General features: G+C 75.1%; 10 protein-coding genes and 2 pseudogenes. 9 read left to right on the plus strand and 3 right to left on the minus strand.

What is annotated here, in order from left to right; genetic code table 11:
- Entirely contained in the window at positions 1-3,339 is a 3,339-nt protein-coding gene (locus tag LUW75_RS00205; RefSeq protein WP_250333797.1) for an FtsX-like permease family protein, read from the minus strand.
- 138 nt (positions 3,340-3,477) lie between these two features.
- Here LUW75_RS00205 and LUW75_RS00210 point away from each other — a divergent pair, with 138 nt between their 5' ends.
- The 3 genes and pseudogenes from LUW75_RS00210 to LUW75_RS00220 all read left to right on the plus strand — a co-directional run.
- The gene (locus tag LUW75_RS00210; protein ID WP_250333798.1) at positions 3,478-4,209 is read left to right on the plus strand and encodes an ABC transporter ATP-binding protein; all 732 of its coding nucleotides are present in this window, start codon (positions 3,478-3,480) and stop codon (positions 4,207-4,209) included.
- A gap of 43 nt (positions 4,210-4,252) precedes the next feature.
- Positions 4,253-4,579 (plus strand): annotated as a pseudogene (locus LUW75_RS00215) (vWA domain-containing protein); the annotation flags it as partial.
- Positions 4,567-4,686: pseudogene (locus tag LUW75_RS00220) on the plus strand (IS481 family transposase); the annotation flags it as partial. The pseudogenes LUW75_RS00215 and LUW75_RS00220, both read left to right, overlap by 13 nt.
- A 177-nt stretch (positions 4,687-4,863) precedes the next feature.
- Here LUW75_RS00220 and LUW75_RS00225 read toward each other — a convergent pair.
- Positions 4,864-5,769 (minus strand): LysR family transcriptional regulator, encoded by a 906-nt coding sequence (locus LUW75_RS00225; RefSeq protein ID WP_250333799.1) that lies wholly within the window; start codon positions 5,767-5,769, stop codon positions 4,864-4,866.
- A gap of 116 nt (positions 5,770-5,885) precedes the next feature.
- Here LUW75_RS00225 and LUW75_RS00230 point away from each other — a divergent pair, with 116 nt between their 5' ends.
- Positions 5,886-6,236, plus strand: coding sequence for a DoxX family protein (locus LUW75_RS00230; RefSeq protein ID WP_250333800.1), 351 nt, complete (start codon positions 5,886-5,888; stop codon positions 6,234-6,236).
- A gap of 240 nt (positions 6,237-6,476) precedes the next feature.
- Here LUW75_RS00230 and LUW75_RS00235 read toward each other — a convergent pair whose 3' ends face one another.
- Positions 6,477-7,805, minus strand: coding sequence for a Rieske 2Fe-2S domain-containing protein (locus tag LUW75_RS00235; protein WP_250333801.1), 1,329 nt, complete (start codon positions 7,803-7,805; stop codon positions 6,477-6,479).
- 657 nt (positions 7,806-8,462) lie between these two features.
- Here LUW75_RS00235 and LUW75_RS00240 point away from each other — a divergent pair.
- The 5 genes from LUW75_RS00240 (at position 8,463) to LUW75_RS00260 (ending at position 13,341) form a co-directional block, all read left to right on the plus strand.
- On the plus strand, positions 8,463-9,305 hold the full coding sequence (locus LUW75_RS00240; protein WP_250333802.1) for an MmyB family transcriptional regulator: 843 nt from the start codon (positions 8,463-8,465) through the stop codon (positions 9,303-9,305).
- A gap of 450 nt (positions 9,306-9,755) precedes the next feature.
- On the plus strand, positions 9,756-10,895 hold the full coding sequence (locus LUW75_RS00245) for an ATP-grasp domain-containing protein (protein ID WP_250333803.1): 1,140 nt from the start codon (positions 9,756-9,758) through the stop codon (positions 10,893-10,895).
- A 98-nt stretch (positions 10,896-10,993) separates the two neighbouring features.
- The gene (locus tag LUW75_RS00250; RefSeq protein ID WP_250333804.1) at positions 10,994-12,256 is read left to right on the plus strand and encodes an ATP-grasp domain-containing protein; all 1,263 of its coding nucleotides are present in this window, start codon (positions 10,994-10,996) and stop codon (positions 12,254-12,256) included.
- A 45-nt stretch (positions 12,257-12,301) separates the two neighbouring features.
- Positions 12,302-12,982: a 7-cyano-7-deazaguanine synthase gene (locus tag LUW75_RS00255; protein WP_250333805.1), complete on the plus strand. Its 681-nt coding sequence runs from the start codon at positions 12,302-12,304 to the stop codon at positions 12,980-12,982.
- Positions 12,979-13,341, plus strand: coding sequence for a 6-pyruvoyl trahydropterin synthase family protein (locus LUW75_RS00260; protein ID WP_250333806.1), 363 nt, complete (start codon positions 12,979-12,981; stop codon positions 13,339-13,341). Before LUW75_RS00255 ends, LUW75_RS00260 begins: the two co-directional genes overlap by 4 nt.
- Positions 13,342-13,483: the final 142 nt, after the last annotated feature.

Genomic DNA, 13,483 nt, shown 5'->3' on the forward strand with positions numbered 1-13,483 from the left:
TCAGTCCTCCCCCTGGTGGCGCAGCGCGACCGCCGGCTCGGCGCGCGGCAGCGCCGACGCGGCCGTGATCAGCGCCAGCGGAGCGGCCACTCCGGCGACGAGCAGGGCCACCTGTCCCACCGGCAGTTCCACGAGGACGGGCGGAACGGGCCGTGCGGCCCCGGAGGTCAGCACGATCAGCGGCACCACGGCCCGGGTCAGAAGCGTGCCCAGCGCGAGCCCGGCCAGTAGGCCGACCCCGACGAGCAGGCTCTGCTCCGTCACGACGAGCCGGGCGAGGTCCCTGCGGGGCGTGCCCAGGGCGCGCAGCACCGCGAACTCCGCCGACCGCTCCCGCCGCGCCCCGGCGGCGCTCACCGCGAAGCCCCCGGCGGCCAGGGCCACGGCGGCCACCGTCACCGCCGTCAGCGCCGAACGCGGCCCGGCGCCCAGCGGATCCCGCAGCAGATCCGCCGCGGTCTCGTCGCGCACCAGCACCTGCCGGGCCTCCAGGTCGGGGCGCGCCCGCAGCGCCGCGGCCACCTCGGCGGCCTTGCCCGGCTCGGCGCTCACCCACCACTCGGTGGGCGTGAGCGGCGCGGTGCCCCGCTGGGCCAGTACGGCGTCGACGGCCCGCAGATCGAGCAGCAGCGCCCCGCCGGCCGCGCTCCGCCCGGCCGTGTCGGCGGCGGCGGTGGTGGGCAGTTCGCGTACCGCCCGGACGATCCGCACCTGCACCTGCTCGCCGGACAGCGGGACGTCGACGGTGTCGCCCGGCGCGGCACCCGAGGCCCGCAGGAAGTCCCGCGTGGCCACGGCAGCGAGGGTGCGCGGCGCCCGGGCCCCGGCGGTGTCGGCCCGCACGGTCCACACCGGGGCCACGCCGTACCCGTCGTCGCCGTCGGCGCCGGTCGCGTACGACAGGGACAGCGGCGCGGTGTCCGACGCGGCCGGTTCGACGGGGGTGCGGGAGAGGACCTCGCCGCTGCGGGTCACGGCCCGGCCGCCCTGCCAGCGGGTCCCCGGGGCCGCCCGCACGGTGCGCGCGGAGCCGTCAGGGCCCGTGGCGAGCAGCCGTTCGACGGTGAAGCGGTGCCGTTCGGAGCGGTCGGTGGGGACGGTGTCGGCGAGCTGCAGTCCGGTCAGCCTCAGCGGTCCGGCCGGCGCGGCGCGGCGGCCCGTCGCCGTCCGGTCCAGTTCCAGCGTGACGCGGTGGGCCCGGCCGTCCACCGGAACGTTCCCGGCGCCCAGCCGGTAGGCGATGCCGTATCCGTCCTCGACGACCACCGTCAGCAGGGGCGTACGGCCCGAGGGGGAACGTCCCGTGCGGGCCCGCTCGTCGGTGATCCGCACGTCCAGGGCGAGGCGCCGGGTGCCGTCGGGAAGCCGCACGGCCCGGTTCTCGTCGGTCGGGGGCGGGGCCAGGGCCCGAAGCAGCTCGCCCGGGGGTTCGTCGGCGAGGTCGCCGCGCATCAGCATCCCGTCCCCGGCGCGGGAGGTGTCCAGTGCGAGAACCGTCGCCTCGCGATCCCCGGACAGGCTCAGTGCGGCGCGGTGCGCGGGGGCGGCCTCGCGGGCCCCGGGCAGCGCCGCGTAGAGCCCGGTCTGCCCGGGGCTGCCCGGCCGGTGGTCCAGGACCCGGACGGCGGCACCCGTGCGGAAGTCTGCCTGGTCGTCCTGCGACCGGTCCCAGGACGCGCCGTGCCCGACGGCCAGCATCCCGGTCGCCACGGCGACGATCAGCAGCAGCACCGGACCCGCGCCGCGCAGCGGACGCCGGCTGAACCGCCAGCCCGCCAGCGCCGCCGGGAGCCCGCGTCCGCTGGCCGACCGCTGCTCCGCGAGCCGCGCCGCGAACGGCAGCACCCGCAGGGTCAGCACCGTGCCCGCCAGCAGTGCCAGCGCGGGCGCCGCGACCAGCAGCGGGTCCGTGCCCAGCCGCCCCGCCCGGTCCCGGCCGATCACCCCGCCGTCCGCCACGCCTGTCCGCCGCTGCAGCTGCCAGTACGCCACACCCGCGATCAGCAGCAGCGCGAGGTCCGCGCCCGCGCGCACCGGGGCGGCCGACGTCACCGCCCGGACCCGCCGCAGCCGCGCGGGCGCGTCCACCGCCCCCGTCAGCGCGGGCGCCACCACCCCCACCGCGCACACCAGCGCGGCCCCGCCCGCGACCAGCCAGACCCCGCCCGACGGGACGGTGCCGAGCCGCAGTCCGATCCGGTCGAGCGAGGACCACCCGGCGAGCAGCCGGGCCAGCGGCCCCGACAGCAGCGCGGCACCCACCGCGGCGGGCACCGCCAGCAGCAGCGCCTCCAGCCCGGCCAGCGACGCGATCCGGCCCCGCGAGGCGCCCCGGGCCCGCAACAGCCGCGTCTCGCCCTCCCGTGCACCGTTCAGCAGCCGGGCCACCAGCAGCAGCGCGTACCCGGCGAGCAGCACCAGCTGCAGGGAGGCGATCAGCAGGGTGGAGCGGGACACCAGCAGGGCCCGCTCGGTGTGGTCGAGGACCTCGGGCAGTCCGGTGCGCACGTCCGCCGAGCCGCCCAGGGCGGGCTCCCCGCGCAGCCGGGCGGCCGCCTGCACGGTCGCCGCGCGCAGGGCGCCGAGGGAGCCGGTGGTCAGTCCGCGGTGGTCGGCCGTCGCCACCCAGCCGGTGCCGCCCGTCGTGACGCGGCCCGAGGCGAGCACCGCCGCGTCGGCCAGCAGCGGCCCGTACGTGGTGAAGACGACCGTGCGCACCCCCTGGCCGCCGAGCGTGTCGGCCTGCCAGTACGGGTCGGAGCCGTCGGCCGCCCGGTACACGCCGGTCACCTCCACGCGCACCGGCTCGCCGCCCAGCCGGTCGGTGAGGGTCAGGCGCGCCCCGGGCCGCAGCCTCAGCCGGTGGGCGGCCGGCTCCGGCACGGCGACGGGCACGGCCTCGTGCCGGGACGCCGGCGCCGGGCCGGGCAGCGTGCCCGCGACCAGCTCGACCCGGGACCGGTCCAGGGCGGCGAGCAGCGTCAGGTCGGGCTGCCCGGCACGGGCGTCCGCGCCCTGCGGAGAACGCGGCAGCGCGTACGGCCCGGACCGCTCCAGCCGCCGCACGGTCACCGCGAGCCCGTCGAACGCCTCGCGCGCCCTGCGCTCCACGGCGCGCTGCGCCGCGTCCCGCCCGTGCCGGGGCACGTCCGCCTCGACCACGAGGGAGGCGGAGGACTTGGCGCGGCCCTCCAGCGTGGAGCGCAGCGCGGCGTCCCCGACGGAGCCGGAGAAGGCCGCGAGGGCGGCAAGCGCCGAGGTGGTCAGCAGCGCGGTGAGCAGGGCGGCGGCGATCAGCAGCCGGTGCGCGCGCAGACGCAGCAGCACCAAGCCCGTCACTGTTCCCCCTCGTCGGCCGAGCCGCTCCCTCCCCGAACCTGCCATGCATATCATGGAGTCGGCGGGTCGGCACACGCGTTCGAGAGAGGGAGTTCTCGCGCTCTTGACCACCTGGGCGGTTCCGTATGGGATGCGGTGATGACCGAGAACACCAGCCCGGGAACCGGCTCCGCCCTCGTCGACGACCCGTCCGGCGAGCCGATACTCCGGGTCGAGGACGTGCATCACTCGTACGGCACGGGCGCCACCGCCGTACACGCCCTGCGCGGGGCCTCGTTCGCCGTCCGGCGCGGTGAACTCGTCGCCCTGAGAGGCCGTTCGGGCTCGGGCAAGACCACGTTGCTGCATCTGATCGGCGGCCTGGACTCCCCGCGGAGCGGCCGCGTGGTCGTGGACGGCACCGACCTGTCGACGCTGGACGAGAGCGGACTGCTCGCGCTGCGCCGCGGCCGGATCGGGTTCGTCTTCCAGTCGTTCGGGCTCATCCCGATCCTCACCGCCGCCGAGAACGTGGGCGTACCGCTGCGGCTGCGCCGGGCCGAGGTGCGCGAACGAGAGGAACGGGTGGCGTTGCTGCTGGCCCTGGTGGGCCTGGCCGGACACGAGGCACAGCGGCCCGCCGAACTGTCCGGCGGCCAGCAGCAGCGGGTCGCCGTCGCCCGGGCCCTCGCCAACCGCCCGGCCCTGCTCCTCGCCGACGAGCCGACCGGGCAGCTCGACGCCGCCACCGGCCTGGCGGTGATGGAACTGCTGCGGGCCGTGGTGCGCAGCGAGGGCGTCACGGTCCTCCTCTCCACCCACGACCCCCAACTCCTGGGCCTGGCCGACCGGGTGCTGGAACTGAGCGACGGAGTGGTCGTCGAGCAGTGAGAGAGCAGGACCACGGCCGCGATCGGTCCGAACAGCTCCCGCGCTGGCGAACCTCCACGAGAGCGCCGGGGTGTTCCTCGTGGGACACGGGTTGGACGGGCTGCGGGCCGCGGTCCGCCTCGGGGTCGCCCACTCCGGCTCCACGAAGCCGTGCTGCAGGGACGGCAGCGTGCAGGCGCTCGCCGACCGGGTGCTCGGGCCGTCGGCGCACCTCGGCGGCGGGACCGTGCCGGTGGTGTTCTCCACGGACGTCGCCGCCGGGACCGAGATCGCCCCGGCCGGACACGAGGGGCGCGTCGAGTGCGTCGTGGCCGGGCCCGGGCACCTGGGCAGGACCCGCCGCCGCCTGGCGATGGACGCCGTCACCGACCGCCCCGCTACCGGCCGCAGACGAACGGAAGGATCGAGCGCTTCGACCGCGCCCTGCCGGGCGAACGGGCCTGCCTGCGGCCCTACGCCGACGACACCGAACGCGCCGGAGCCGCCGAACAGGTCGAGGGGCTCCGGCTCCGGCTCGCGCGTGCCGAGGACTTCGAGGGGACCCTCCGCAGGCGCCTGTCGGCGTCCGCTCCCCGGCCGTCCCTTGACGGGCGGCCCGGGGCGCTCCCGGGTGGTGGCCGACGCCCCCGGCCCGGGGCCCGCGGGGCGACGGGGTCAGGTGGTCCCCTCCGGCCGCGGTACGGCCAGGCAGCAGCGCACGAAGTCCTGGACCACGGGGTCGCCGTCGTCGGCGGGGTCCCAGGCGACGCCGACCCTGCTGGGGCCGACACCGGTGACGGGGCGGTAGGCGACGCCCGGTCGCGCGTAGAAGCGGGCGGCGGAGGCCGGGGCGAGGGCGACTCCGTAGCCGTTGGCGATGGCGCCGAGCCAGTCGTCCGGCCGGTCGGCGACGGCGCCGACGCGCACCGGGTGGCCGCCGCGTTCCCCGGCGGCCAGCCGGTGGTCCCGCCACCGGCCCGATTCGGGCGGAGCGGCCGCGAACGGCTCGTCCCACAGGTCCCGGAACGGGATCACGCGGCGCGCGGCGAGGGGGCGTCCCCCGGGGAGCGCGACCCAGCGGGGTTCGGTGAACAGCACCGCCGTCCGCAGGTCCTCCTGGCCGGGGAAGGGCAGTCGCAGCAGGGCGGCCTCGACGTCCCCGCCGGTGAGCCCGGCGCCCGGATCCGACCATGCGGCCTGCCGCATGTCCACCCGCCAGCCCGGACGGCGCCGGGTGAACTCCGCGACGATGCGCGGGGTCGCCTCGTCGGCGGCACTGGCCATGAAGCCGACGCGCAGCAGGCGGGCCGCCCGGCTGTCGGCGCTCCGGGCCTCCCGCAGCGCCCGGTCCCAGTCGGCGAGCAGGGCGGGCGCCCGTTCCGCCAGGGCCCGGCCCGGTTGCGTGAGGGCCATGCCCGTGCGGGACCTGGTGAACAGCCGCGCTCCGATCCGGCTCTCCAGTTGCCTGATCTGCTTGGTGAGCTCCGGCTGGGAGACGAACAGTCGTTCCGCGGCGCGGGTGAGGGTCACCTCCTCCGCCACGGCGACGAAGCAGCGGAGCAGCCGGGTGTCGACGTCCATGCCCACAGGTTGTGGAGGCGGGTATTGGACGCCGGACGGGATCCCGGGAAAGGCTTGGCGGGGTGAGCGCGCCGGGCTCGCCCAACCCCCGCGCGCTCGATCGGAGGCCGAGGCACGTGTCCACCGCCTATGTCGTCGTCACCGCCGTCACGGCCCTGGCCAACGCCGGGATCGCCGTCGCGGACCTCTCGAAGGCCCCGTTCGTCCTCGCCAACTCGGCCGAGGTGGGGCTCGCGCGGGCCTGGCTCCCGGGGCTCGCCGCGCTCAAGGCCGCCGGAGCCGCCGGTCTCCTGCTCGGGCTCGTGGGGGTCCCGGTCCTCGGCCTCGCCGCCGCGGCGGGGCTCGTCCTGTTCTTCGTCGGTGCCGTCGCCGTACACGTCCGTGCCCGCGTCTACCGCACCATCGCCTTTCCCTGCGGCTACCTGGTTCTGGCCGTCGCGTCCCTGGTCCTGGCCGTCGCGCGGTGAGCGTCCGCGCGCCGCGCGGAAGGCCCCGGTCCACGCGACCGTCCCGCGGCGGCGGAGGCCCTCGGGCCTCCTCCCGTGGCGGGCGGAGCGCTCCGGGTCCCGGCCGCGGGCCGGTCGGATCGCCCGGGCCGCGCCGTCCGGCTCCCGCGGCCCGACCGGCTCCGGCGACGGGCGCCGCGCCCCGTACGGTGCCGGCGCGGGCGGGGGACGACGCGTGCGGGCCGGGCGGCGGGGCCGGCGTCAGCCGGCCCCGTCCGCCGGGGCCGGCGCGAGGCCGGCGATCTCGTCGTACTCCTTCTGCAGGTGCTCCGGGCGCCCGGCCTGGACCGTCAGGAAGCCGCCGATGCCGAACAGGCCGCTCTTCCTGCGGGCCCGGAGCTTCTCCAGGAAGACGTCGCGCGGCATGCCCTTGGTGTAGAGGGACTTGCCCGTGAGCGGCAGCTGGATGTTCACGTTGGCCGCGGCGTCGCGCACCGTGCCCGGCGGGTCCTCGCCCCTGGCCACCTGCTCCATCGCCTCGAAGTACCGGCGCCGCAGCAGGGTGATCCCCTTGTCGCTGCGCCCCAGGTTCTCCGTGGTGCGGTCCGTGACGACGCCCTGGCCGATCCATGCGGCGAAGTCCTGGTTCCCCGTGTGCGAGGTGATGATCTCGCCGGTCTCCGGGTCGTGGAGCGGGCCGTACCAGTACGGGATCCGGTCCTGGTCCTGCCTCCCCGCGGGTACGTCGTCCGGCAGCACCGAGTACTGCCAGGTGATGTTCAGGGTGCGCCCCTCGTCCACCGGGACCCGGAACTCCACCGTGTTCCCGGACGCGAGCGTGTACGGCCAGAGACAGAGGATGCCCCCGTCGTTGACGTCGTTGCTACCGGCGTAGCTCCCCTTCGGGGGGACGGCCGGAACCTCCACGACCCTGCCGTTGACGAAGCCGTACTCGAACTCCAGGAAGTCGATGGACAGGTGCGTCGGCACGTACTCGGGGTCGGCCGGGTCGGTCCGCACGGCGTTGCCGTTCAGGTGCAGCCACTCGAAGTGGACGGGGTCCATGCCGTTCTCGTGGCACTGGAACCAGTTGCACGGGAGCTCGGTCATGATGATCTCGACGAAGCCGTGCTCCCAGCCGAAGGGCTCGAAGTCGGGCAGCAGCGGCGCGGGGGCCGGCCCCAGGTAGGCCCAGACCAGTCCGCCGAGCGTGGCGGTGGGGTAGGCGCTGACGGCGACCTTGTCGCGGAACCCCCCGGAGGGGCCGGCCTCCTCGAACGGCTGGCTGGCGCACCTCCCCCGGGAGTCGAACGCCCAGCCGTGGTAAGGGCACCGCATGACGTCGCCGTCCACCCAGCCGGTGCTCAGATCGGTGCCCCGATGGGGGCAGTGCCGGGAGATCAGGCCGTGGCCGCCGTCGGGCTTGCGGAAGAGCACGAGGTCCTCGCCGAGCAGCCTGATCGGTTTGACGGACCGCCGGCTCAGCTCCAGCACCGGGGCGATCGGATGCCAGTAACGGCGCAGCAGCTCCCCCATCGGCGTCCCGGATCCCACCTCCGACAACATCCGGTTCTTCTCGGCTGAGAGCATGTCGGTCCCTTTCACGTAGCGGAGTGCGGTCGTGCCAGAGGCCCCCGGGCGGTGCGCCCGCCCCTGGGTCGAACGGGAAGTGCCGTGCCGCCGGCCGCGCCTCCGGGTCCCGGGCCCGGAGGCGCGGCCGGCGGGTGGCGGGTGGCACGGCCGGGGAGCGGGTCGGCGGGCGACGTGTCCCCGGCGGGAAGGCGGCTCCAGGCCCCCGGCGGCGCGCGGTCGCGTCCGGGGCCGGGCGCAGCCATCATGCGGCGGCTCGCACCGCGTTATCCACCGGTGGTTTCCACGCCCGGGAAACGCGCGGGCAATTGGCGCCGCACCGGTGACAGCCGCGCGGGCCGGGGTCCGGGTCCGGAGCCCCGGCCCGCCGCCGTCCCGGTGACCTTCGTCACCCGGTGTCGATGAACCTTTTCCGTCCGGACGCGTCCCCCCGCCGCGCGGGGCGCGCCACGGCCGCCGGCATCCCGGAGGAACCAGGTCAATGCGGGCGCGTGCGCGGAGGTCCGCGGCGGTTCGAGGCGCGGGTGCGGGCACCGGTGATCGTCCGACGGGCACCGAGCCGCCTCGTTTCGCATCTCCCAGTGCGGGGGCGGGCGCCCCTCCCGGTGCCGCACGCACCGGGCTTGCACGGTCGGCACGACATGTGGGGAACGCAGCATGAATGTGGCAGCACTGCGGGTGTTGTTGAGTGGGAAGCGGGCCGCGGTGGCGCCCGAGGCCCACGGACTCAGCCGTCCCAGCGGCAAGGGCCGGCGTGCCGCCGGACTCGCCCAGCACCAGGTCGACTTCCTGCTTAACCGCGCCCCCGGCACCTACCAGCGTCTCGAGTCGGGCAAGTACCGGAATCCTCCCGTCGACTTCCTGCGCGACCTGGCCCGGTTGCTGCACCTCTCCGAACTGGAATGGACCGCCCTGTGCCGCTACGCCGGCATCGGTGACCCACCGGTCCCCCTCACCCTGCAGTCCGGGGAGAGCGTGGACCACCTGTGGAACGACGCCGTCAGGGGCATCTCCCACGCGGCGTGCGTGACGAACGCCTCGTGGAACGTCCTCGCGCACAACCAGCCCTTCCAGGACGTATTCGCCCCCGGTGCCCGACCCGCCAACCTGCTCCGGTGGGGACTCCTCGACGGCAGGCACCTCCTGCCCGGCTGGGACGTCACATGGGCCCCGCACCTCCTGCCCCTGCTCCGCGCCGACCTGGCCGCCCGCCCCGGGGACCCGGTACTGCGGCAGCTGGAGGCCGCCGTCCTCGCCGATCCGGTCGCGCAGCGGCTCTACCGGGCCGCCGGCGCGGCCGTCCACCCCCACGAGACGGAACGCCCCCTGAACCACGCCCGGCTCGGCCCCGGCTGGACCAGCATGTGCGTGGCGCACCTTCCCTCGTCGCCCGGCGCGCGGCTGTGCATCTTCATCTTCCGCCCGATGGCGGTGGTCCCGTCCCGCCCGGCGGTGAACCGGGAAGTGGAGCGGCGGCAGGTGCGGGTACCGAGCGCCTGACGGGCCCGTCGGGCGCCCGGGAGCGACGTCCCCGCGCGAGCGGCGCGGCGGTTTCCCCGAATCGCGTGGAGCCGTCGCGCCGCTCCTCGCCGTTCCCCGGGACTCCTCATAAAAGCCGGTGTTTCTTCGGTGCAGAAGGCGGGGGTGGATAACCCGGCGCCGACCACGCAATACTGAGTGGGCGGAAAGCACCACCACGGCGCCGCAGGGCCCCTGCCCCGGTGCCGCCTTTTCCGCCGGTTTCCGTCGCGGGTCCTCCTCCGTGGAGCGCCCCTCGCAAATTTTCTCCTTCGTCGTGCCGTCCACGGCACCGACGCCTCCGAGCAGCCGACTCTCCTTCTGAGGGGTTCATCCATGCGCACTTCCGTTGTCACGAGCGTATTGTTCGTCGGAGGGAGGCGGACCGATGCGCTGGAGGCCGCTCGTGCCGCAGGACTGCAGGTCATCTACATGGCACCCGCATCCGACATGACCCGGCGACATCAGGAGCTGGCGGATTCGGTTCTCCTTTTCCCCGAATTGCCACCCGAGTTCGCGTTGCGCGCCGCAGTCGCCCTCCACGGGGTCTTCCCGTTCGACCTCGCCTACACCGCCGGCGATCCGTACCTCCAGACCGTGGCACAGATCAACGACCGCCTCGGGCTGAAGTCGAATCCCCTACGCACGGTTTCCGCCGTCAACGACAAGGCCCTGATGCGGGAAATCCTGAAGGGTACGGGAGTGGGACAGGTCGCGTCCGCGGAAGTGCGCACCCGGGCCGACCTGGAGCGGTTCGCCGCGGAAAACGGATTCCCGCTCGTCCTCAAGCCGAGCCGGGGCAGCGCGAGCAGGGACGTCCACGTCGTCCCGGACGGTTCGGCCCTTTCCGCTGCGGCGTCCCGGCTGGCGCCCGCCGCCGGCGGCGGGCCCGGGGGCACCGCTTCCTGGGTGGCCGAGGAGTTCCTGGAGGGCAGGGAGTTCAGCGTCGAGACGCACAGCGCCGCCGGCCGGCACCAGGTCCTCGCCGTCACGGAGAAGTTCACGAACGAGCACCGCGTCGAGATCGGCCACCTGGTGCCGGCGCGGATCACCGAGGCGGAGCGCGCCCTGCTCACCGCCGAGACGAGGTCCGTGCTGACCGCCCTGGGCGTCGAGGAGGGACCGGGGCACACCGAGCTGATCCTCACCCCCCGCGGCGCCCGCGTCGTCGAGACGCACACCCGTCCCGGCGGCGACGCGATCGTGGCGCTCATCAGGATCGCGGAAGGCTACGACATCCACGAGCTGACCTTCTCCTGGCTCGCCGGGAAGTCCGGGCCCTCCCCCCTCAGGCACGAGCCGCAGGCCGGAGGGGCGGCCATCTGGTTCCTCACCGCCGGCCCGGGACGCGTCACCGCCGCCGGCGGCGAGGAGGCCACCCGGGCGTCCGAGGGAGTGCGGTTCGCCTCGCTCTCCGCGGCCGTGGGCGACGAGGTCCGCATCGCCCGCAACTCGCGGGAACGGCTCGGCGAAGCGCTCGCCGTCGGCGACGACGCGGACAGCGCGCTGCGCCGCGCACGGGAGGCCGTCGGGCGCCTCGTCGTCGAGGTGGAGCCGGCCGGCCGCGGCTGACGCCGCACAGCACGACCCCCGCCACCGTCCCGCCGCCGAACGGCGGCCCGGACGCCCCGCACCCGGCGTCCGACGACCCATCCGGAGAACGAGCACCCATGACGAGCGAGACGACCGCCCCGAGCGGGCCGCGGGCCGGCAGGCCGCTCCTGCTGCTGGTGGGCAGCGGAAGCCGGCCCTGGCGCGAGTACCTGCTGCGGTCCATCACGACCGGGTACCGGCTGCACCTGTTCTGCCCCGCGGCGCCCACCTGGGAGCAGCGGTACCTCGACGGCCACACCGTGGTCGACACGGCGGACGCCGCGGCGATGACCGCCGCCGCCCGGGCGGGCGGCGGGTCCTTCGCCGGGGTGCTGACGTACGAGGAGACGCGGGTGGTACCCACCGCCGAGCTGGCCACCGCGCTGGGGCTGCGGACCAGTCCGCCTGCGGCGGTGAACGCCTGCCGCGACAAGTACCTCGGCCGCCTGGCGCTGGGGAGGGCGGGGGTTCCGCAGGCCGAGGCGATCGCCGTCGCCGACCTGGCGCAGGCCGGAAAGGCCGCCCGGCGCATCGGCTACCCCGTGGTCGTCAAGCCCCGGGCGCTCTCGGCGAGCTGCGGGGTGACCCTGGCGACCGGGCCGCACGAGATCGAGGAGGCGTACCGGCAGGCCGCCGGGATCTGGTTCGACGACGTGCCGCGCCTCGAAGCGCCCGTCCTCGTCGAGGAGTTCCTCGACGGCCCCGAGGTCAGCGTGGACGCGTTCTGCCGCGACGGCCGGGTCACCGCCCTGTTCGTGGCCCACAAGGACCTCGGGTTCGCTCCGGGTTTCGAGGAGATCGGCCACACCGTCCGGGCCGACGACCCGCTGCTGCACGACGAGCGGCTGCTCGGGGTCCTGCAGGACGCCCACGCCGCGGTCGGGCTCACCGACGCGGTGACCCACACCGAGCTGCGGCTGACCGCGGACGGGCCGAAGGTCGTGGAGATCAACGCCCGCATCGGCGGCGGCCGGATCCCCTACCTCGGCCGGCTCGTCACCGGCACGGAGATCGGCCTGGTGGCGGCCGACCTGGCCGTCGGCGCGGTGCCGGAGATCCCGCGGCCCGCCGGCTCGACGACGGCCGCCGTCCGCTTCCTGTACCCCGAGCGGGACATGAGGCTCGCCTCCGTCGAGATCGACGAGGCGGCCCTGCCCGCCCCGGTCCGCGAGGTGCTGCCCCTGGCCGAACCGGGCCGGGAGCTCCGGCTGCCGCCCGTGGACAACGCCCGCTCGCGCTTCGCCCTGGTCATCGCCGTGGCCGAGGACGAGCGGGACTGCGCGGCCGCACTCGACGAGGCGGCCGCGGCGGTGACCGCCAAGGGCACCCCGCTGCCCTGACCGCACCTGACAGAACACCCGCCCACGAGATTCGGGGAATGCACCGTGTCGAAAATCATCGCCGTCGTCTCCGGTGGCATGGACTCCGTGGCCATGGCCCACCACCTCAAGGACCAGGGGAACGAGCTGCACCTCCTGTCGGTCGACTACGGGCAGCGCCACCGCAAGGAGCACGACTTCGCCGCGGCGGCGGCCGACCGGCTCGGGGCCCCGCACCAGGTCGCGGACCTGAGCGCCGTCGGCGCCATGTTCCGGGGCTCCTCCATCACCGACCCTACGGTCGACGTGCCGGAGCAGACCTGGGAGGGGTACGGGGAGAGCCCGAACATCGTCCCGAACCGCAACGCCCTGCTGCTCGCCGTGGCCTTCGCGATCGCCGTCGTGGAGAAGGCCGAGGGCGTGGCCGTCGGGGTCATCGCGGGCGACGCCGTCTCGGTCCCCGACAGCACCCCGGCCTTCCTCGAGTCCTTCATCGCCATGGAGCGCCTGGCGACGAAGGGGTACGCCCATCCCGACCTCGACCTGCTCTCCCCGTTCGCGGGACTGCAGAAGAGCGACGTCGTCCTGCTCGGTGAGGAACTCCGCGTCCCCTGGACGCAGACCTGGACCTGCCTGCGCGGCCAGGAGTCCCACTGCGGCCGCTGCGCGCCCTGCTGGGAGCGCCAGGAGGCCTTCACCCAGGCCGGCGTGAACGACCCGACCACCTACCAGAGGAGCGCCCGATGACCCTGCGCATCACCAAGCAGTTCGCCTTCTCCGCCAGCCACCGGCTGGACGGCCTGCCCGAGGGGCACCAGTGCGGCCGTCTGCACGGCCACAACTACCTCGTCGAGGTCGAGCTCAGCGCCGGGCGCGACCAGCTCACCGGGCCCGGTTTCGTACGCGACTACGGGGACCTGGCCGGCATCAAGGGCTGGATCGACGAGTGGCTCGACCACCGGCACCTCAACGACGTGATGAAGGACAACCCGTCGGCCGAACACCTCGCCGTCTTCATCTACGAGCAGTGGTGCACGACCTATCCGGAACTCACCGCCGTACGCGTCTCCGAGACGCCCAAGACCTGGGCCGAGTACCGGCCCTGACCCGCTGCGACGGGCAGCGGGCACGTCCACGACCATGCGATTCAACCTCTGAAGGAGGTGGTGCCCTGTGGAACCGGAGCTTGTCGTCAACGAGATCTTCGGCCCCACCTAGCGCCTTCCAGGGCGAAGGCCGCTCACTCGG

The sequence above is a fragment of the Streptomyces sp. MRC013 genome (genome assembly GCF_023614235.1).
Taxonomy (GTDB): domain Bacteria; phylum Actinomycetota; class Actinomycetes; order Streptomycetales; family Streptomycetaceae; genus Streptomyces.

Excerpts from the sequence above, each read along its gene's own strand:
- LUW75_RS00210 (WP_250333798.1), top strand. The coding sequence starts at position 3,478 with ATGACCGAGAACACCAGCCCGGGAACCGGCTCCGCCCTCGTCGACGAC.
- LUW75_RS00260 (WP_250333806.1), top strand. The coding sequence starts at position 12,979 with ATGACCCTGCGCATCACCAAGCAGTTCGCCTTCTCCGCCAGCCACCGG.
- LUW75_RS00225 (WP_250333799.1), bottom strand. The coding sequence starts at position 5,769 with ATGGACGTCGACACCCGGCTGCTCCGCTGCTTCGTCGCCGTGGCGGAG.
- LUW75_RS00240 (WP_250333802.1), top strand. The coding sequence starts at position 8,463 with ATGAATGTGGCAGCACTGCGGGTGTTGTTGAGTGGGAAGCGGGCCGCG.
- LUW75_RS00235 (WP_250333801.1), bottom strand. The coding sequence starts at position 7,805 with ATGCTCTCAGCCGAGAAGAACCGGATGTTGTCGGAGGTGGGATCCGGG.
- LUW75_RS00245 (WP_250333803.1), top strand. The coding sequence starts at position 9,756 with ATGGCACCCGCATCCGACATGACCCGGCGACATCAGGAGCTGGCGGAT.
- LUW75_RS00250 (WP_250333804.1), top strand. The coding sequence starts at position 10,994 with ATGACGAGCGAGACGACCGCCCCGAGCGGGCCGCGGGCCGGCAGGCCG.